Source organism: Mesorhizobium sp. B2-3-7 (genome assembly GCF_006442695.1).
Classification (GTDB): Bacteria; Pseudomonadota; Alphaproteobacteria; order Rhizobiales; family Rhizobiaceae; genus Mesorhizobium.
The window spans coordinates 62799-80270 of the sequence record NZ_VFVV01000001.1 but is presented as its reverse complement, the minus strand read 5'-3'; the positions used below and the strand labels follow the sequence as shown (position 1 = coordinate 80270).

The following is a 17472-nucleotide window of genomic DNA, read 5'->3' as shown; positions in this document are numbered from 1 at the left end:
ACGCCAGGTGGTCCCTTCCTTTTGAACTGCCGACAGAATGCCCTCAGCCGTTCGGATAGTTCCCGCCGTCGGCACCGTCGCCCATCAGGAAGCCGCTACCGATGTCGACCCTCAGCCGCTGGTCGACATTGTCGAGACGGCGCAGCAGGTCATGATATTGTGCGGCCGGTATCCTGCCGTGATCCGACGAGGCTATCTTCTCGGCCGCCTGACCTATGCGGGCGGTGCGCATCTCCAGGCGCTCCGCCGCGGCCGGGGTGATGTTGTTGGCCTGTCTGGCGGTGATTATGCCCTGATGGACGCCTTGAACCTGTTCAATGAGAGCCTCGACACGCGGGCCGGTCATGTCGGTCGGGTCGGTCGCGTCGAGCGCGCCCCTGTGGTGACCCGCGGCGTAGGCGCCGGCAAGCGGGGCGGCGACGAGAATCACGGCAAGGGTTGCAGTCTTGAGAGATGCTGAAGAGCGCATGACGGCGCCTCCTTTTGCTGCGGAAAAGAACGGCTCTGCCGTTCCGCTTCCGGACGATGCGGGCCGTCCAGTTCCGTCGCGTCGCGATGGGAGGCATCGCCGGCGGTTCTCGGCCCTGCGCAGCACGCTAGGAGCGCTTTGCGGCGAAGTGTAATTAAAAAAAGATAATCTTTTCAGGCCTTGCCGGTGCACAACTGCGCCCTAGAGTTGAGCCGGTGAACAAATTCGCGTGAGATCGCGTGATGATGGATCACCGTTCGGTGAGCTTCAGTTCGATCCGGCGGTTCTTGTTGCGCGCCTCTTCGGTGTCGGCGGGGTCGAGCGGCTGGAACTCGCCGAAGCCGGCGGCGACCAGCCGGTTGGCCGGCACGCCGTTCTCGATCAGGAACTTCACCACGGAAGTGGAGCGCGCCGTCGACAGCTCCCAATTGTCGCGATACCGACCGGTGCCGGACAACGGCTTGTTGTCGGTATGGCCATCGACGCGCAGCACCCAGTTGATCTCCGGCGGGATCTCCTTCTGCAACTCGATGATGGCGTCGGCAAGTTTCTTCATCTCGACCTTGCCGGCATCGTTGATCACCTCCGAGCCGGTCGGAAACAACACTTCCGACTGGAAGACGAAGCGGTCGCCGACGATGCGGATGTTCTCGCGGTCGGCGAGGATCTCGCGCAGGCGGCCGAAGAAGTCGGAGCGGTAGCGGTTGAGTTCCTGCACGCGCTGCGCCAGCGCCACGTTGAGGCGACGGCCAAGGTCGGCGATCTTGGTGTTGGAATCCCGGTCGCGGGCCTCGGAGACGTTGAGCGCGTCCTCGAGCGCGCCGATCTGCTTGCGCAACGCCGCGATCTGCTGATTGAGGATCTCGACCTGGCTCAGCGCCTGCTGGCTGATCTGGCGCTGGCTGTCGAGCTCGCCCGTCAGCGCCGCCGCGCGCTGGTTGGCCGCGTCGCCGGCGCCCGCACCTTGCGCCAGCAGCTGCTGGAGCCGGCTCTTCTCCGCTTCGGCCGCCGACAGCGATGCCTGCAGATTGGCGAGCGAATCCTCCTTGTCCTGTGTCGTGGAACGCTCCAGCGCCAGAAGCTGCGTCAGTTCGTTGATCTGCGAATTGAGGCGCGACAGAACGGCGTCCTTGCCAGAGATTTCACGGCCGAGCAGGAACTGCGCCAGCACGAAGACGGTGAGCAGGAACATGATGGCCAGAAGCAGCGTCGACAACGCGTCGACGAAGCCCGGCCAATAGTCGATGCGGCGGTCGGCGCGCCGGCTCCTGGCGAGCGCCATGCTAGTGCACCCCGGTCTTCTTCAGGGCGTCGGCGATCTTTTCCAGCGTGTTGCGCATCGCCTTTTGTTCATCCGACTGTGCTTCGACCCAGTCGCGCATGATCTGCTGCTCGGAGCGCATGTTCTTGACCAGGCCGGAAATGCCGTCGGCGAGATTGGCCATGGCGGTGGCGACGCGCGGATTGGAGCCGCCGCCATTCTCCTGCATGCTGCGCAGCCGCTCCGACAGCAGGCGGATTTCATCGGAAGGCTCGGTCCGGACCGCGTCGGAGACGACGATGTCGGACGACAGGTCGGTGACCGAGGACAGCCAGTTCTCCAGTTCGGTGTAGAAGCGCGTCTGCGCGCGGCCGGCCTGCAGGTCGAGGAAACCGAGAACGAGCGAGCCGGACAGGCCGAACAGCGAGGACGAGAAGGCCGTGCCCATGCCGGCGAGCGGCGCCGACAGCCCTTGCTTCAGCGAATCCAGCACAGCGGCGGCATCGCCCGTGCCGGGATCGAGCGACTCGATGGTCTCGCGGATGGAGCCGATCGTGTTCAGCAGGCCCCAGAAGGTGCCGAGCAGGCCAAGGAACACCAGGAGGCCGACGAGGTAGCGCGAGGTGTCGCGGCTTTCATCGAGCCGCGTGGCGATGGAGTCGAGCATGGTGCGCATCGAGCTGGTCGAAAACGCCATGCTCGACGAGCGGCCGATCATCGCCTTCATCGGCGCCAGCAGCACCGGTTCGGTGATCTCGGAACCGGCGCGGAAGGAGTTGACCCAGCGCACTTCGCGAAACAGCCGCCCGACCTGGACGAAGGCCAAAAGGATGCCGACGGCAAGCACGCCGATGATCAGGCCGTTGAGCCCCGGATTGGTGACGAAGGCGGTCGAGATCTGCCGTGTCAGGATCGCTGCGATGAAGGCGACGATGGCCAGGAAGATGACCATGGTCAGGAGAAAGACCTGCGGGCTCGACAATTTGTGTGGGTCGTAGATCAGCACGTCGGAGCGCCTGCCCATGCCGAAGGATCTGAGAAAAGCCATCCGTGCCCCGTTTCCGATGCCGCTGCCGCCGATCACGTCGTCGGCGACTCTAAACGGAATTGTGACCAAATTGAATGGTGCTTGGCAATATTGCCGCCAGCAGTTTCAGAGACGGTTGATGACCAGGCAATCGACCATCGCCGCCAGATGCAGGCCTGCGCCGGTGACCACGAAACCATGCCACAGCGCGTTGTGGAAGCGCAGCCCCTTCCAGGCGAAGAAGATCACGCCGCAGGAATAGACGACGCCGCCGGCGACGATGAGCACGATCGCCGTCGTCGGCAAGGTAGCGACGAGCGGCTCGACCAGGACGATGCCGCTCCAGCCGATGGCGAGATAGAAGACGATCGCCAGCCGGTCGAAGCGGCCGGGGAAAAACACCTTTATGGCGATGCCGATAATGGCCGCGGTCCAGACCAGGACGATCATCCAGCCGGCCAGCGCCGAGCCGTCGAGCTGCGCGAGAAAGGGCGTGTAGGTGGCGGCGATGAGCAGATAGATCGCAGCGTGGTCGAAACGCCGCAAAATCCATTTCACCGGCGAAGTCACCGGCCATAGATTGTAGGTCAGCGACATCGAGAGCACGGTGAGCAGCGACACGACATAGAAAGCGGCGGCGATGTATTCACCCGGTCCGACCCGGAAGGCGGCCAGCGCCAGCAACGCCGAACCGGCCGCGATCGCCAGCACGATGCCGACGGCATGGACGATGCCGTCGGCGATCATCTCGGCACGCGAATAGTGCCATCGTCCGACAAAGGGGATCTCGATCTGCGGCGGCGTCTTGATCATCATCGTCCTGCGTCAACCCTATCTGGGCAAGCGCCGGACAGTATTTCAAGCTTTGTTTGCGGTTTTGCGACTGCGGCGCTTCAGCGCGGCGGGGATTTGTCCTTGCCCAATTCTCCGGGAAAAGCTGCGCGCGTTCCCGGAAAGCCGCTCCGCACTTCTCCCGGAATTGCTTCAGCGGGCAGCGAGCGGCTTTTTCACGGCCTTCAGGAGGGCGCGCTGGATGATCTCGTTGCCGGCGACGACCGAACCGTTGTCGAGCATGTCCTGGCCGCCGTCCATGTCGGAGGCGAACCCTCCTGCTTCACGGATCAGCAACAGGCCGGCTGCGATGTCCCAGGGCGACAGGCCGACCTCCCAGAATCCGTCCATGCGGCCGGCGGCGACGTAAGCGAGATCGAGCGAGGCCGAACCCAGGCGCCGGATGCCGGAAACCTCGGCCATGACATTGCGTAACTCGATCAGGAAATTGCCATGCTGGCCACGCCCCAGATGCGGCACCCCGCAGCCTATGACGGTGTCGATGAGCTTGGTGCGGCCGGCGACACGCAGGCGGCGGTCGTTCATGAAGGCGCCGCCGCCGCGCTCGGTCGTATAGAGCTCGTCCATGGCCGGATTGTAGATCACGCCGGCCACGATCTGGCCCTGGCGCTCGAGCGCGATCGAGACAGCGAAAAGCGGAATGCCGTGCAGGAAATTGGTGGTGCCGTCGAGCGGATCGACGATCCAGCGGTGCTGGCTGTCATCGCCGGCGATCGTGCCGCGCTCTTCCATCAGGAAGCCGTAACCGGGCCGCGCCTTCGACAGTTCGGCAAAGACAATATCCTCGGCCTTGCGGTCTGCCTGGCTGACATAGTCGCCCGGTCCCTTCATCGAGACCTGCAGGTTCTGGACCTCGCCGAAATCGCGCGACAGCGAGCGGCCGGCCTTCATTGCGGCCTGGACCATGACGTTGAGAAGGGCTGAGCGTGCCATCGTAACTCTTCCTGCTGCCCGCGCTTTAACCTTTGTCCGGACGCCTGTCGGTGACCCGAAACCTGGGCCACCTTTGGGCGACCTGCATCAGTCGGCGCGGCGCATATAAGTGATTTCATTGGTGTCGACGACGATGCGTTCCCCCGCGCCGATGAAGGGCGGCACCAGCACGCGGATGCCGTTTTCCAGCACAGCGGGCTTATAGGAAGAGGCCGCCGTCTGGCCCCTTACCACCGGGTCCGCCTCGGTGATGGTCAGCGTCACCTGGTCGGGGAGCGAAATGCCGATCGGCCTTTCCTCGTAGAGCTGGACCGTCACCATCATGCCGTCCTGCAGGAAAGCGGCGCGGTCGCCGACGAAATCCTTCGCCAGCTCGAGCTGCTCGTAGCTCTCGGTGTCCATGAACACCAGGGCATCGCCCTGCTCGTAGAGGAAGGAAAAATCCTTGAGATCGAGCCGGATCTGCTCGACCGTCTCTGCCGAACGGAAGCGCTCGTTCAGCTTTGTGCCGTTGATGAGGTTCTTCAGTTCGACCTGGTTATAGGCGCCGCCCTTGCCCGGCTTGACCGTGTTGGTCTTGACGGCCACCCACAGGCCGCCATCGTGCTCGATGACGTAGCCGGGACGGATTTCGTTGCCGTTGATCTTGGCCATGATGATGTGATCCGGGAATGAGATGTTCGCAAGACAGCGATTTCGGGCCTCCAAGACCACAAATCGCCCGAAGAGGCAAGCTGGCGCTGATCGGGTGTCCCGTGGCGGCGGCTCAATCGAAGCGCACGATGGTGCCGCGTTGCGGCGTCTTGTCCTGCGAGAAATCGAGCATGACCTCGTCGACATAGCACCAGCCCCACGTCTCGGGCGGGTCGTAGGCCTCGATGACCGGATGGCCGGTCGCCCGGTAGTGGCCGGTGGCGTGACGGTTCGGAGAACCGTCGCAGCAGCCGACATGGCCACAGGTGCGGCACAGCCGCAGATGCACCCACCAGGAACCCGTCTTCAGGCACTCCTCGCAACCTTCGGCGCTTGGCGTTACCTCGAGGATGAAGCTGCCATGCGTGCATCGTTTGTCGGGCGAAGCCATTTCATTGCCTCCTTGGAGAAGCGATGCCGCGATATAAACCCTCAACCGCTCTCATCGAAACCGCGGCGACCGCTTCGGTAATGATATCGAAGACTTTTGCCAGCCGACGGATCTGCGACGACCGCATGATAGCCATCTGCATGGAAAGATCGAGGTCACTTGCCTCGACGAGCATCGCGCGATGACTTCCGCTGGATTTCCGCTGATCGCGTCAGGGCAGGCGGTTTGCCTTCTGCAGTGCCTGCTTGGTCTGGTCGTCGCTCAATCCTTGCAGGAAATCGTCCATCTCGGGGTCGATGAGGCCGGCGCGGCGGGCGACGATGTACCAGGCGCCGGCAAGCACGAGGTCCGGCTCGGTGCCGATGCCTTGCATATAGAGTTTCGCCAGGCGGTTCTGGGCGGCGACATTGCCGCCTTCGGCGGCCTGCTTCATCCAGCCGAAGGCGGATTTCAAATCACGCCCGCCGCCGCGGCCCTCGATCATCCAGGTGGCGAGGTCGAGTTGCGCGGTGTCATAGTTTTGCCGCGCGGCCTGAGCCAGCAGGCGCCGGGCCTGGGCGTCGTCGCGCGATTTGCCGCCGACGCCGTTGGCATAGATCTGTGACATCGCATACTGGGCGTCGGCGAGGCCGGTCGCCGCGGCGCGCTCGTAATAGGTCACGGCCTTGGCGATGCCGGCGTCGCCGGGGTCCTGCTGGACCAGCATCTGCGCGAAATTGAATTGTGCCAGCCGGTTGCCCGCTTCGGCGGCGGCCTGCATCAGCGCATAGGCTTCCTTTTCGTCCTTTTTGACGTAGCGGCCGTCGAGCAGCATCAGCGCATATTGGAACTGCGATTCCGGCACCCCTTGCTCGGCGGCGGCTGCGTACCATTTCGCCGCTTCGGCCGCATTGAGGGGCACGCCCAGTCCGCGCGACAGGATCTCGGCCACCAGCGTCTGCGCCGCCGGGTCGCCGTTTTGCGCCCGCACCAGCGCGAGGTTGTAGGCGGTCTTGTAGAGTCCGCGCTGGAAAGCCCCGTAGGCCGCATCCGCCGGCTTGGCGCCGAAGCGGTCGGGATTGATCGCGTCGGCCGAAGGCAATGGCGCTGGCTCGGCGGTGGTGGCGGGCTGCGGCAACTGCTTTTCGATCGGCTTGTCGGTATGCACGCCGGCATCCGGCTTAGGGTGCGGCGAAGGAATCGTTTCGGCGGCAGCGGCCTGGATCATGACCGCAGCAAGCAGGGCCTGAAGGGGAAGCCTTGCCGAAGACACGTCAGTCCTCGAAACGCGGTGCGGTTTCGTCGAGCAGCGCATTGGCCCGCGCGATCGCCGCCTTGGGATCGACGCCGTCGGCGAACACCGCACTCGACAGGGCGACGAACTCGGCGCCCGTATCTGCGACGGTTTCGATCGAAGCGAGCTCCGATCCGGCCATGACAATGCAGGGGATCTGAATCATCTGCGCCCACCATTGTCCCAGCGCCAGGTTGCGCGGATGCGGATCGGGCTTGTTGTCGTAGCCGAAGCGGCCGAAGAAAATATAGTCGGGCCTGACTTCGCCGAGTTCGAGCGCGTCATCACGTGTCTTGGCGCCGCCGGCGCCGACCATCATTTTTGCCTGGAAATGCTCGACCGTCTCGGCGAGCTCGGCCTTGGAGACCTCGACATGAATGCCGTCGGCCTGGACACGCCCGGCGATGCGCGTATCGCCGGCAATGACGACCGCGATGCCGGCCGCCTGTGCCGCCGGTACGATTTCGGCGGCGAAGGCCTGGAAGGAAGCTTCGTCCATGTCGTTCTGCGGCAGGATGAGCGAGGCGACGTCGCCGCCCTCGAAGGCCGAGACGATACGGGCGGCCGGCACGCCAGATGGCGCGATCAGCACGATGCGGCAGCGATTGGGGGGCGTTGCGTCGTTCATGGTCTTCGATCCCGGGTTTCGCCTATGCCGGGCGAAGATGGTTGGATTGCGGCATAGAGCAAAGTGCCCGCTTTGAACAGGCGGGCAGGCGGGATCGCTATTTTTGACCGCCGAAGCGCCGGCGATTGGCGTTACTCGATCGGTTGCGCACCTGCCGCGGCAGGCCTTGGCTTCCACAATGTCCAGCCGAGATTCATGCCGGCGGCCGCGATCAGGATGGCGGCGGCGCCGACGAGTTGGCTGAGATGCAGGCGATGGCCGAATGCCGTGACGTCGACCAGGATCGCAACGATCGGGTAGATGAAGGACAGCGACCCCTGCAGGTGCGTCGGCAGCTTCTGGATGGCGCCGTACATCAGGATGTACATCAGACCGGTGTGGACGATGCCGAGCGTCGCCAGCATGGCCCAGCTCCTTGCGTCGGTCGGAAGATGCGAGAGATTGGCGAAGGGCGCCAGCATCAACACGCCGACGCAGACCTGGACGAGCGCGATGAGATGTGGCGGCGTGCCCTTGAGCTTCTTGGTGACGATGGAGGCGACGGCCCAGAAGAAGGCAGCGGCCAGCGCCATGACGATGCCGGCGAAATAGTTGGTGCCGATATCGCCGGCGTCAGGGGCGGCCTCGACGATCAGCACCATGCCGGCGAAGGCGATTGCCAGCCAAGTCAATTTCGTCAGGGTCAGCCGCTCGCCGAAGAAGAGCGCGCCGAAGCCGACCAGCATGAAAGGCTGGGTATTGTAGACAGCGGTGGCGATCGAGATCGACGCGCGCGAGAATGCACTAAACAGCAGCAGCCAGTTGACGACGATAGCGGCGCCACCGAGGGCCGCGATGGCGAAAACGCGAAGCGACAGCCTGTTGCGCAACAGGCCGAGGCCGACGCAGATGAAGAGCAGCGTCACCGCGCCGAAAGCGCAGCGCCAGAACACCACATCCATGATAGGCTGGCCGGACAGGACGACGAACCATCCGATCGTTCCCAGGATCGCCATTGCGGTGGACATTTCGATCGTCCCACGTGCTGTATCGCTCACGGCAAATCTCCAGATCATTGAGCGTGCATAATCTCATGCTGATCCTGGGCTTTCCATCCAGCGAGAAAGGTGACATGCTGGTTTTGCCTATTAAAAATAGGTAAATACCCGGAAATCCTGAGAATGTGAAATGCTTGACGATCTCGACCGACGTCTCCTCGAAATCCTGGTGAAGGATGCGCGGACTTCACTGAAGGAGCTGGCCGGCCAGGTCGGGCTGTCATCGCCGAGCGTTTCGGAGCGGCTGCGGCGGCTCGAGGAGCGCGGCGTGATCAGGGCTTTCACCGTCGAGATAGACCCGCTGGCGCTCGGCTATACATTGCAGGCGATCGTGCGCATCAAGCCGCTGCCGGGCAAGCTGCACATCGTCCAGAAGCTGATCGAGGAGATCGCCGAATTCGGCGAATGCGACAAGGTGACGGGGGACGACTGCTTCGTCGCCAGGCTGTTCGTGCGTTCGATCGGCGACCTCGACGGCATCCTCGATCGGATCGCCGACAAGGCCGAGACCAGCACCGCCATCATCAAGGCGCAGCCGATCCGGCGGCGGCCGCCACCGCTCGGCGCATGACCGGTCCGCGTTTCTTGACTCTGCTTGGCGGTGGTGGAAATGCGTGGCGGCTCCGCCAGTCAGGCATATGAACAACGAGGAAAGAACATGGCGCAGAATGTCTATGATCAGCCGGACTTCTTCGCAGGCTACAGCCAACTCGGCCGGTCCGTCGAAGGGCTGGAGGGCGCCGCCGAATGGCCGGCGTTGCGCGCGATGCTTCCCGACGTCAGCGGCTTGCGAATCGTCGATCTCGGTTGCGGCTTCGGCTGGTTCTGCCGCTGGGCTCTTGAACACGGGGCCAAGGAGGTTCTGGGTCTCGACCTGTCGGAAAAGATGCTCGCCCGGGCGCGTGCCGCCGGCCCGGACGCCGGCATCGTCTACGAACGCGCCGATCTCGATGAACTCAGCCTGCCGCCGACGGCTTTCGATCTCGCCTACAGCTCGCTTGCCCTGCACTATGTCAGCGATGCCGCGCGGCTGTTCCAGACCGTGCACCGGTGCCTGGTCCCCGGCGGGCATTTCGTCTTTTCGACGGAGCATCCGATCTATATGGCTCCGACGCATCCCGGCTGGTCTGTCGATGCCGAAGGCCGCAAGACATGGCCCGTCGACCGGTATCTGGTGGAGGGACCGCGCAAGACGGACTGGCTGGCCAAGGGAGTTGTGAAACATCACCGCACCATCGGCACCACGCTCAACACGCTGATCCGGTGCGGCTTCACCATCGAGCATGTCGAGGAATTCCGTCCGACGGACGCGCAGATCGCGGCCAAGCCCGAACTGGCGGAAGAGCTCGAGCGGCCGATGTTCCTGCTGGTCTCGGCCCGGCGATAGGCAGAGCAGAATGGGCCGGCCTTGCTGTGGCGACGCCCACATTTGCTGTCGCTCCGCTCGGGAATCTGGGCTATTCAGGCGTTGACTCGCTTTCCCTCCAGACCAGTCCCTCCTCCATGTCAGGCCTGCTTTCCGATCCGTGGTTCTATGCGGCCGCCGTCCCGGCGGTCATTCTGGTCGGCCTGTCCAAGGGCGGATTTGGCGGCGCGGTCGGTTTCGTCGGCGTGCCGCTGATGGCGCTGACCATGCCGCCGGTGCAAGCGGCGGCCATCCTGCTGCCCATCCTATGCCTGATGGACATCGTTTCGGTATGGACATGGTGGGGCGTCTATAACAGGAAGATGCTGGTCGACATGATGCCCGGCGCGGTGATCGGTATCGGTCTCGGTTGGCTGACGGCCGCACTGGTCACCGAGGAGGCCGTGCGGCTGATCGTCGGCGCCGTCGCCATCATTTTCGTGCTGCGCTGGCTCTATCTGAAGTACCGCCACGGCGCCGACCATGCGGCGCAGCCCAACCGCGTCGCCGCGGCCCTCTGGGGCACGGTCGCCGGCTTCACCAGCTTCGTCGCCCATGTCGGCGGCCCGCCCTTTCAGGTCTACGCGCTGCCGATCCGGCTCGACCCGAAGGTGTTGTCCGGCACGGCGGCGATCTTCTTTGCCGCCACCAACGCGCTGAAGCTCGTTCCCTATTTCGCGCTCGGCCAGTTCGACAGCACCAATCTGACCGCGTCGGCGGTGCTGATGCCGCTGGCGCCGCTATCCACCATCGCCGGCGCCCGGCTGGTGCGCCGCATGCGTCCGGAGATCTTCTATCCCTTCACCTATGCGACGGTGGCCGTCGTCGCGGTGAAGCTTCTGTGGGACGGGATCGCCGGCCTGATGTAGCCGGGACCGTTTTCGCCTGCCTCAGGCGACGCTCGGCACCATGCGCCTTGGTCGGCCGAGCGCCAGGGTGGCGCCAGCCGCCAACACAAGCCCCATGGCGGCAAGGACCGTGAAGTCGTCGATGGTCGGCTTCAGCACCATGTCGGCGATGATGACCAGCATCACCGCATAGTCGAAGCGCGCCGCCCGCAGGATGCGCTGGCCATAGGCTAGGGCGGCCGGCGTCACGCCATCCCTGGCGATCATCGCGCCCATGCGATCGGCGCTCGGCTTGAAGACGAACATGCCGATTGAAAAGGTGGTCGCGTAGCCGGCAAGGCCGATCAGGATCCACAGTTGCGAGAAGCCGACCCAGAACCAGCACATGATTAGCCCGAAGGCCAATGTCAGCATCGACATCGGCGCGAAGAAGCGGTTTCCCAATTCGCCCGTAGCCCGCATTGCCTGCAGCGTTCCCTGGATGTTTCCCGACCGATCGGCGAGCGTCGCCAGCACCATCAGCGCGAAACCGCCGCCGACCCATAGGGTCGCCGAAAGAATGTGCAGCAATTTAACGATCGAATACCAGTCCATGCTTCTCCTCGGCGCCTGATGTAGCGGAAGGAGCGAATCCTCGCCTGCCGCTTCGATGGCCAAGCGTTTATCGCCGCGCCTGTTTCGGAACGATGTCGTGAAAAAACCAGTTCTGTTTCAAGTGCCGGCTAACGTAAGGAGCCACTGATATTGCGAGCGCGCCATCCGGTTTTCTGCTATTATGAGGGGCGTCCGGGGGCGCGACATCGTCCAGAAACAGTGCCGATGCTAGTGCGCCCGCGCCGGGAGCCCGGTGGCGAGAGCAATCGCCTGACGATCAACCCTTTCCCGAACACGGGAAAGGCAACTCGGGGGAAAGATATGCAAGGGGTAGCACGGAATTTCTTCACGCTGGCCGTTATCTATGCGCTGTGCGGCATGGCGCTCGGCCTGTACATGGCGATCAGCCAGGACCATGGCCAGATGCCGACCCACGCCCATACGATGGTCGCTGGCTGGCTGATGTCGGCGGTCTTCGCCTTCTTCTATCACCTGTTTCCGGCGGTCGGACAGAAGACGGTTGCCGTCGTTCACTTCTGGCTGACCGCAATCAGCGGCATCGGCCTTTTGATCGGGCTCTACTTCCTGCTTGGCGGCGATGCCGCGATCGAACCGCTGGTGGCGGCGTCTTCGATGGGTTTCTACGCGGCCTTGCTGCTGTTTGCCTTCATCGCCTTGCCGGCGGTTTGGAAAACGGCCTGAGCCGAGGCTCGGCACATCCTTCAGGAACTGTGCTGTTACGGCACAGTGGCGCGGGGTTCGCTCAAAAAACATCGGCGCCGTTAAGGGTTCATTAAGCTTTACAGGCGTTTACTATGCGCATCCAGTGATCTGGATTCTTACCGAGTGGTTGGAGCCACTTTGTTTGACGCCTCCCTGTTAAACTCCTGAGAGCCGCCTTATCCGCGGCTCTTTTTTTGTCCGCTTTCCAGCGACACGGTCCGCACCGGATCACGTTAACCTTCTGTTAAACATGTGCTTGCCTTCACCCCGGACGAGGCGCATTTTCAAGCTTCAGTTATGTAGGGTTCCGGGTGTATCGGCAGTAAGCCGAATCGGCCGGTTGCAAGTGCAGGGGCGTATCGATGAACGAGCCTTCGAAGGGCAGCGCGAAAACCGTCAAGCTGGCGGAACGTCGGGTCTTTTCGCACTCCTTCAAACCGCTCTACCAGGAAGGCATGGGGCTAGTCGAACAGGCGGCGGAGTATCTCGACGGCAAGGGCCGGGCCGAGGCCAAGAAGCTGTCGCGGCTGGCGGCCACGCTCTATGCGGCCGAATCGATGCGGCTGACCACCAGGCTGATGCAGGTCGCCTCGTGGCTGCTTCTGCAGCGCGCCGCGAATTCCGGCGAGATGACCCGCGACCAGGTCGCATCGGAAAAGTCCAAGGTGCGCCTCGACACCGCCTCCGCCCATGACGAGGCGGCCGGCTGGGCCGAACTGCCCAAGGATTTCCTCGACCTCGTCAACCGGTCGCTGCGCCTGCAGGCACTGGTGCGCCGCATGGACGAGGAGATCTACGGCGCCGGCGCGGTGGTCGACATGCAGCCCATGAGCCGCCGGCCCAATCCGGTCTCGGACCAGATCAGCCTGCTCAACACGGCTTTCGCCCGCAACTAAGGGGTTCGGAGCATTTCTGGCCCCGGCAGGCTGCTGTTTCCGGTTTGTTCACATTTCGCTGGCATCGCTGTCTCCGGGAGGTAGAGTAACCGGATGGGGGACACGATTCGCATCATCGGTATCGATCCGGGGCTCAGGCGCACCGGCTGGGGCATTGTCGAAAGCCTCGGCAATTCGCTGCGCTTCGTCGCGTCCGGCACGGTGCGTTCCGAAGACAAGGCGGCGCTGGCGACGCGGCTGTGCCAGCTGCATGACGGGTTGGCTGAAATCCTGCATACGGCCATGCCGCATGAGGCGGCCGTCGAACAGACCTTCGTCAACAAGGATGCGGTGGCGACGCTGAAGCTTGGCCAGGCGCGCGGCATCGCCATGCTGGTGCCGGCACGCGCCGGCCTGGTCGTTGCCGAATATGCACCCAATGCCGTCAAGAAGGCGGTGATCGGCGTCGGCCATGGCGACAAGAAGCAGATCCACATGATGGTGAAGGTGCTGCTGCCGAAAGCGACCTTCGACACCGAACATGCCGCCGACGCGCTCGCCATAGCCATTTGCCACGCGCATCACCGGCAAAGCGTCGCCTATCGGATGGCACTTGCCGGTTGACGATGTTCTTGACTTGTTCCCTTGTCTGTCGTAGGTAATACTTTGAGGTATTACCATGCGCGTCACCACCAAAGGCCAAGTCACGATCCCCAAACAGATAAGGGATCACCTGGGTATCCGCCCGGGCTCCGAGGTGGAATTCGTGGCCACCGATGAGGGTGCTCGGCTTGTGGCCGTCAACGAGAATCTCCCCGAGGAGGAGAAATTGCGCAGGTTCAGTAATGTCCTTGACCGGATGGAGGGGACGTTGGATCTGGGTGGCATGACGACCGACGAGTATATGGAGTGGCTGAGGGGGCCGCGTGAAGATCTCGACGTTGATTGACACAAATGTCCTGATCGACGTTTGGGGGCCGGCCGGACCGCTGACAAAATGGTCGGCGTCTGCAATCGCCTCATGCCGCCGCGACGGCGACTTGGTGGTCAATACGATCATCTGGTCTGAACTGGCGCCGCTGATCGCCTCGGAGGCAGCGCTTCGAAAAGCGGTCGACATGCTCGAGATCGATCGCGAGTTTCTGCCCTGGGATGCGGCCTTCCTTGCAGGTGTGACGCATTCCCGTTATCGCCGTGCTGGTGGAATCCGCGAACGAACCTTGCCGGACTTCTTTATTGGCGCTCATGCGACCGTTGCCGGACATCGTCTTTTGACGCGCGACGCCGCGCGTTATCGCAGTTATTTCCCGGACCTTGACATCATTTCTCCTGAAACGCACGCATGAGGGCCTATCTTCCATGAAAGATTTGGCATGATAGGCAAGCTCAAGGGTATGCTCGACGAGATCGAGGAGGACCACTGCCTCGTCGACGTGCATGGCGTCGGCTATGTCGCCTACTGCTCGGCGCGGACGCTTGCCGCGCTGCCTTCGCCCGGCGAAGCGGTGGTGCTGTTCATCGAGACCTATGTGCGCGAGGACATGATCCGGCTCTACGGCTTCCAATCGGTGCTGGAGCGCGAATGGTTCCGGCTCCTGATGACCAATGTGCAGGGCGTCGGCGCCAAGGTGGCACTGGCCATCCTGTCGACACTGGCGCCGGCCGACCTTGCCAACGCGATCGCGCTGCGCGACATCGCCATGGTTTCCCGGGCGCCGGGCGTCGGCAAGAAGGTGGCCGAGCGCATCGTCACCGAGTTGAAGAACAAGGCGCCGGCCTATGCCGGTGCCGCCTCGGGCACGATCGGCTTGAAGCAGGAGCTCGGCGAAGGCGTGGCAGCCGCGCCGATCACAGACGCGGTCTCGGCCCTAGTCAATCTCGGTTATTCCCGCGACACCGCCGCCAATGCAGTGGCGGCGGCACTGAAGACGGCTGGCGAGGAGGCGGACGCGTCGAAGCTGATTCGCTTCGGGCTCAAGGAACTGGCGCGGTGAGCGCACGCTTGTCCGGTTCCCGGCCATATGCAAGGAAGGCGGCATGAGCCTTTCCCCCCGTCTGATCGCTCCGGAAAAACGCGGCGAGGATGCCGATCAGAGTTTGCGGCCGCAGACGCTCGACGATTTCGTCGGCCAGGCGGCGGTGCGGGCCAACCTCAAAGTGTTCATCGAGGCCGCCAAGGGGCGCAAGGAAGCGCTCGATCATGTGCTGTTCGTCGGGCCGCCAGGTCTAGGCAAGACGACGCTGGCGCAAATCATGGCGCGCGAGCTCGGCGTCAACTTCCGCTCAACCTCCGGACCGGTCATCGCAAAGGCCGGCGATCTCGCTGCACTCTTGACCAATCTCGAAGAAGGCGACGTCCTGTTCATCGACGAGATCCACAGGCTGAATCCTGCGGTGGAAGAGATCCTCTATCCGGCGATGGAGGATTTCCAGCTCGACCTGATCATCGGCGAGGGGCCGGCGGCGCGCTCGGTCAAGATCGACCTTGCCCGTTTCACCCTGGTCGCCGCCACCACGCGGCTCGGCCTGCTCACCAATCCGCTGCGCGACCGCTTCGGCATCCCGGTGCGGCTCAACTTCTACACGGTCGAGGAACTGGAGCAGATCGTGCGGCGCGGCGCACGCATCCTGCAAATGCCGCTCGGCGACGACGGCGCGCTGGAGATTGCGCGGCGCGCGCGAGGCACGCCGCGCATCGCCGGCCGGCTGTTGCGCCGCGTGCGCGATTTCGCTTCGGTCGCCGGCGATGGTCATGTGGACAGCTTGATCGCGGACGAGGCCTTGACCCGGCTGGAGGTCGACGCGCTCGGCCTCGATGCGCTCGACCGCCGATATCTTTCGATGATCGCGCGCAATTTCGGCGGCGGGCCGGTCGGCATCGAGACGATCGCCGCCGGCCTGTCCGAGCCGCGCGACGCCATAGAGGACATTATCGAGCCCTACCTGATCCAGCAGGGCTTCATCCAGCGCACGCCGCGCGGCCGCGTGCTGACGGCCAATGCCTGGCGCCATCTCGGCCTCGACGCGCCGAAGGACCTGGCGCAACAGCAGATCAATTTGTTTCAGGAAGAATAGCGGCCCCGGCGGCGGCGTTCGGGCCGGCGATCAAGCGTCCGTAACCGCTTTGCGGCGTGCGACCGGAGATCTCGCTGATCGATCCCGGCGGCGGCGTGGAGCAACGGCGCTCAGTGAAGCGACCGGATCACGTCCAGCACATCGGGTTCGGCCTTTTCGCCGTTGAAAGCATCGACAATGCCGAAAGCGCCGCCGTAACTCCACACCGACCAGGAGAAGCCATGCGCCTCGGCGCGCGCGATCATGTCCCGGACATAGGCGGCACGATAGCCGGCCGGCATCACATAGGGATTGTCGTGTTCCTGGCGGATCATGCCGAACTCGCCCAGCGTGACTTTTTCCGGCCGGATGCGGTTGGCCTTCGCCCAGGCATCGACGGCCTTGAACGGGGCGTCCATGAGACCAAGCAGCTTGGCGTCGGTGTCCATGCTGGCTACCTGCTCGTCGAGATAGGCAAGCAGCCCGCCCTGCCGCGCCCAAGGTGCCTCGGTCTTGATCCTGGCGCGGATGGCGTCGAGCGTGACGTCGAGCTCAGCCGGCGGCACCGCGGTCAGCGGGTAGGGCAGGCCGGTCACATAGGGAATGAAATCGCCGGCCCAGGTCGCGCCCTGATGGGTAAGCAGGAACGGATCGTAGGAATGGAAGGTCCAGATGACGTTGTCGTCCGGGATCGCCATCGGATCGATTTTTTCCAGCGACGACGCCGCGGAATAGCAGGCCCCGGTCAGCACAAGCGTCAATCTCGTCGCCGAAGAACGCGCCGCGGCGAACAACCTCTGCTGGCGTTGCGGCCACAGGCTGGTGCCGTCGGCGTCGCAGTCGACGATCGGTTCGTTCATCGGTTCGAAGGCCACTTGCCCCGGATCTTCCCCGGCGAGCGTGTGCGCCATCTTGCGCACCACCTCGACATAGGCATCGAATGTCACCGGGTTGTTCATCACCTCGGCCATGCCGATCTTACGCCCACTGCCGGCGGGGATCAGATGCATGTCGACGACAACCTTCAGGCCGGCGCGGTTGATCATGCGGACAGAGTCCAGCACGCTGGCATAGAGATCCTCGCGCAAGGCCATCGTATTTTCGGAAAGGAAGGGCGAAGGATCGACCGGCATGCGCAGGAAATCGAAGCCTGCATGCTTCAGAGCCTCGAGATCGTCGTCCTTGAGAAATTTGCGCCATTCCGGGTAGGGCAGGATGGCCTTGGCGTTGCCCCATTGGTCTTCGCCCGGCCAGGTCACCCACTGGTCGAGATTGAGCCCGCGCTTCATGGAGAAGGTCGCGGCTTGGCCCGGCCGGGCCAGAGCCATCACGACGAACAGAGCCATCACCACGAACAGCGCCGTCGCCAAGGTCTTGATCATCGCCGTCAACAGTGCCATCCGATGCCA

23 protein-coding genes are annotated in these 17472 nt (G+C 63.6%); 10 read left to right on the top strand and 13 right to left on the bottom strand.

Features of this window, described 5'->3' with window-relative positions:
- Window positions 1–43: 43 nt before the first annotated feature.
- The 11 genes from FJ940_RS00395 to FJ940_RS00350 all read right to left on the bottom strand — a co-directional run bounded on the left by FJ940_RS00395 (window position 44) and on the right by FJ940_RS00350 (window position 8564).
- Window positions 44–469, bottom strand: a complete 426-nt coding sequence (locus FJ940_RS00395) for a hypothetical protein (protein WP_140554911.1) — start codon at window positions 467–469, stop codon at window positions 44–46.
- A gap of 250 nt (window positions 470–719) precedes the next feature.
- The gene (locus FJ940_RS00390) at window positions 720–1751 is read right to left on the bottom strand and encodes a peptidoglycan -binding protein (protein ID WP_140493164.1); all 1032 of its coding nucleotides are present in this window, start codon (window positions 1749–1751) and stop codon (window positions 720–722) included.
- Window position 1752: 1 nt separating this feature from the next.
- Entirely contained in the window at window positions 1753–2778 is a 1026-nt protein-coding gene (locus tag FJ940_RS00385) for a MotA/TolQ/ExbB proton channel family protein (protein WP_140493167.1), read from the bottom strand.
- A gap of 105 nt (window positions 2779–2883) precedes the next feature.
- Window positions 2884–3570 (bottom strand): hemolysin III family protein, encoded by a 687-nt coding sequence (locus FJ940_RS00380; protein WP_140655370.1) that lies wholly within the window; start codon window positions 3568–3570, stop codon window positions 2884–2886.
- Between the two features lie 171 nt (window positions 3571–3741).
- Window positions 3742–4542, bottom strand: a complete 801-nt coding sequence (locus FJ940_RS00375; RefSeq protein ID WP_140654808.1) for an inositol monophosphatase family protein — start codon at window positions 4540–4542, stop codon at window positions 3742–3744.
- Between the two features lie 87 nt (window positions 4543–4629).
- A complete protein-coding gene (gene efp / locus FJ940_RS00370; RefSeq protein WP_140493174.1) occupies window positions 4630–5196 on the bottom strand; it encodes an elongation factor P in 567 nt (188 codons plus the stop codon).
- 112 nt (window positions 5197–5308) lie between these two features.
- Window positions 5309–5626 (bottom strand): UBP-type zinc finger domain-containing protein, encoded by a 318-nt coding sequence (locus FJ940_RS00365; RefSeq protein ID WP_140654805.1) that lies wholly within the window; start codon window positions 5624–5626, stop codon window positions 5309–5311.
- Between the two features lies 1 nt (window position 5627).
- Window positions 5628–5801: a hypothetical protein gene (locus FJ940_RS28345; RefSeq protein WP_181165380.1), complete on the bottom strand. Its 174-nt coding sequence runs from the start codon at window positions 5799–5801 to the stop codon at window positions 5628–5630.
- A gap of 36 nt (window positions 5802–5837) precedes the next feature.
- Window positions 5838–6878, bottom strand: a complete 1041-nt coding sequence (locus FJ940_RS00360) for a tetratricopeptide repeat protein (protein ID WP_140517548.1) — start codon at window positions 6876–6878, stop codon at window positions 5838–5840.
- A gap of 1 nt (window position 6879) precedes the next feature.
- Window positions 6880–7527 carry a thiamine phosphate synthase gene (locus FJ940_RS00355; RefSeq protein ID WP_140566831.1) on the bottom strand — a complete coding sequence of 216 codons (648 nt, stop codon included), beginning with the start codon at window positions 7525–7527 and terminating at the stop codon, window positions 6880–6882.
- Window positions 7528–7658: 131 nt separating this feature from the next.
- A complete protein-coding gene (locus FJ940_RS00350) occupies window positions 7659–8564 on the bottom strand; it encodes a DMT family transporter (RefSeq protein WP_140624976.1) in 906 nt (301 codons plus the stop codon).
- 130 nt (window positions 8565–8694) lie between these two features.
- Here FJ940_RS00350 and FJ940_RS00345 point away from each other — a divergent pair, with 130 nt between their 5' ends.
- From FJ940_RS00345 to FJ940_RS00335, 3 genes are all read left to right on the top strand, one after another.
- Complete coding sequence (locus FJ940_RS00345; protein WP_140517551.1) at window positions 8695–9135, top strand: Lrp/AsnC family transcriptional regulator; 441 nt, start codon at window positions 8695–8697, stop codon at window positions 9133–9135.
- 87 nt (window positions 9136–9222) lie between these two features.
- A complete protein-coding gene (locus FJ940_RS00340; RefSeq protein WP_140517552.1) occupies window positions 9223–9951 on the top strand; it encodes a class I SAM-dependent methyltransferase in 729 nt (242 codons plus the stop codon).
- Between the two features lie 116 nt (window positions 9952–10067).
- Complete coding sequence (locus FJ940_RS00335; protein WP_140554914.1) at window positions 10068–10838, top strand: sulfite exporter TauE/SafE family protein; 771 nt, start codon at window positions 10068–10070, stop codon at window positions 10836–10838.
- A gap of 21 nt (window positions 10839–10859) precedes the next feature.
- Here FJ940_RS00335 and FJ940_RS00330 read toward each other — a convergent pair whose 3' ends face one another.
- Window positions 10860–11411, bottom strand: a complete 552-nt coding sequence (locus FJ940_RS00330) for a DUF2269 family protein (protein ID WP_140493199.1) — start codon at window positions 11409–11411, stop codon at window positions 10860–10862.
- Window positions 11412–11732: 321 nt separating this feature from the next.
- Between FJ940_RS00330 and FJ940_RS00325 the strand changes: the two genes are divergently transcribed.
- The 7 genes from FJ940_RS00325 (at window position 11733) to ruvB (ending at window position 16084) form a co-directional block, all read left to right on the top strand.
- The gene (locus FJ940_RS00325; RefSeq protein ID WP_140493202.1) at window positions 11733–12113 is read left to right on the top strand and encodes a cbb3-type cytochrome c oxidase subunit I; all 381 of its coding nucleotides are present in this window, start codon (window positions 11733–11735) and stop codon (window positions 12111–12113) included.
- 383 nt (window positions 12114–12496) lie between these two features.
- Window positions 12497–13030, top strand: coding sequence for a DUF1465 family protein (locus FJ940_RS00320; RefSeq protein WP_140493205.1), 534 nt, complete (start codon window positions 12497–12499; stop codon window positions 13028–13030).
- 93 nt (window positions 13031–13123) lie between these two features.
- Window positions 13124–13633: a crossover junction endodeoxyribonuclease RuvC gene (gene ruvC, locus FJ940_RS00315; RefSeq protein WP_140525048.1), complete on the top strand. Its 510-nt coding sequence runs from the start codon at window positions 13124–13126 to the stop codon at window positions 13631–13633.
- A gap of 55 nt (window positions 13634–13688) precedes the next feature.
- The gene (locus FJ940_RS00310; RefSeq protein WP_140493211.1) at window positions 13689–13958 is read left to right on the top strand and encodes an AbrB/MazE/SpoVT family DNA-binding domain-containing protein; all 270 of its coding nucleotides are present in this window, start codon (window positions 13689–13691) and stop codon (window positions 13956–13958) included.
- On the top strand, window positions 13936–14355 hold the full coding sequence (locus FJ940_RS00305; RefSeq protein WP_140654802.1) for a type II toxin-antitoxin system VapC family toxin: 420 nt from the start codon (window positions 13936–13938) through the stop codon (window positions 14353–14355). Before FJ940_RS00310 ends, FJ940_RS00305 begins: the two co-directional genes overlap by 23 nt.
- 27 nt (window positions 14356–14382) lie before the next feature.
- Window positions 14383–15003, top strand: coding sequence for a Holliday junction branch migration protein RuvA (ruvA, locus tag FJ940_RS00300; protein ID WP_140654800.1), 621 nt, complete (start codon window positions 14383–14385; stop codon window positions 15001–15003).
- A gap of 43 nt (window positions 15004–15046) precedes the next feature.
- On the top strand, window positions 15047–16084 hold the full coding sequence (gene ruvB / locus FJ940_RS00295) for a Holliday junction branch migration DNA helicase RuvB (protein ID WP_140654796.1): 1038 nt from the start codon (window positions 15047–15049) through the stop codon (window positions 16082–16084).
- 110 nt (window positions 16085–16194) lie between these two features.
- Here ruvB and FJ940_RS00290 read toward each other — a convergent pair whose 3' ends face one another.
- Window positions 16195–17463, bottom strand: coding sequence for a cellulase family glycosylhydrolase (locus FJ940_RS00290; RefSeq protein ID WP_140654793.1), 1269 nt, complete (start codon window positions 17461–17463; stop codon window positions 16195–16197).
- Window positions 17464–17472 lie beyond the last annotated feature (9 nt).

Coding starts and splice junctions, on each gene's coding strand:
- efp (WP_140493174.1), bottom strand. CDS start 5,196: ATGGCCAAGATCAACGGCAACGAAATCCGTCCCGGCTACGTCATCGAG.
- FJ940_RS00395 (WP_140554911.1), bottom strand. CDS start 469: ATGCGCTCTTCAGCATCTCTCAAGACTGCAACCCTTGCCGTGATTCTC.
- FJ940_RS28345 (WP_181165380.1), bottom strand. CDS start 5,801: ATGCTCGTCGAGGCAAGTGACCTCGATCTTTCCATGCAGATGGCTATC.
- FJ940_RS00345 (WP_140517551.1), top strand. CDS start 8,695: ATGCTTGACGATCTCGACCGACGTCTCCTCGAAATCCTGGTGAAGGAT.
- FJ940_RS00325 (WP_140493202.1), top strand. CDS start 11,733: ATGCAAGGGGTAGCACGGAATTTCTTCACGCTGGCCGTTATCTATGCG.
- FJ940_RS00380 (WP_140655370.1), bottom strand. CDS start 3,570: ATGATCAAGACGCCGCCGCAGATCGAGATCCCCTTTGTCGGACGATGG.
- ruvB (WP_140654796.1), top strand. CDS start 15,047: ATGAGCCTTTCCCCCCGTCTGATCGCTCCGGAAAAACGCGGCGAGGAT.
- ruvC (WP_140525048.1), top strand. CDS start 13,124: ATGGGGGACACGATTCGCATCATCGGTATCGATCCGGGGCTCAGGCGC.
- FJ940_RS00375 (WP_140654808.1), bottom strand. CDS start 4,542: ATGGCACGCTCAGCCCTTCTCAACGTCATGGTCCAGGCCGCAATGAAG.
- FJ940_RS00310 (WP_140493211.1), top strand. CDS start 13,689: ATGCGCGTCACCACCAAAGGCCAAGTCACGATCCCCAAACAGATAAGG.
- FJ940_RS00290 (WP_140654793.1), bottom strand. CDS start 17,463: ATGGCACTGTTGACGGCGATGATCAAGACCTTGGCGACGGCGCTGTTC.
- FJ940_RS00390 (WP_140493164.1), bottom strand. CDS start 1,751: ATGGCGCTCGCCAGGAGCCGGCGCGCCGACCGCCGCATCGACTATTGG.
- FJ940_RS00385 (WP_140493167.1), bottom strand. CDS start 2,778: ATGGCTTTTCTCAGATCCTTCGGCATGGGCAGGCGCTCCGACGTGCTG.
- ruvA (WP_140654800.1), top strand. CDS start 14,383: ATGATAGGCAAGCTCAAGGGTATGCTCGACGAGATCGAGGAGGACCAC.
- FJ940_RS00355 (WP_140566831.1), bottom strand. CDS start 7,527: ATGAACGACGCAACGCCCCCCAATCGCTGCCGCATCGTGCTGATCGCG.
- FJ940_RS00320 (WP_140493205.1), top strand. CDS start 12,497: ATGAACGAGCCTTCGAAGGGCAGCGCGAAAACCGTCAAGCTGGCGGAA.
- FJ940_RS00335 (WP_140554914.1), top strand. CDS start 10,068: ATGTCAGGCCTGCTTTCCGATCCGTGGTTCTATGCGGCCGCCGTCCCG.
- FJ940_RS00330 (WP_140493199.1), bottom strand. CDS start 11,411: ATGGACTGGTATTCGATCGTTAAATTGCTGCACATTCTTTCGGCGACC.
- FJ940_RS00340 (WP_140517552.1), top strand. CDS start 9,223: ATGGCGCAGAATGTCTATGATCAGCCGGACTTCTTCGCAGGCTACAGC.
- FJ940_RS00365 (WP_140654805.1), bottom strand. CDS start 5,626: ATGGCTTCGCCCGACAAACGATGCACGCATGGCAGCTTCATCCTCGAG.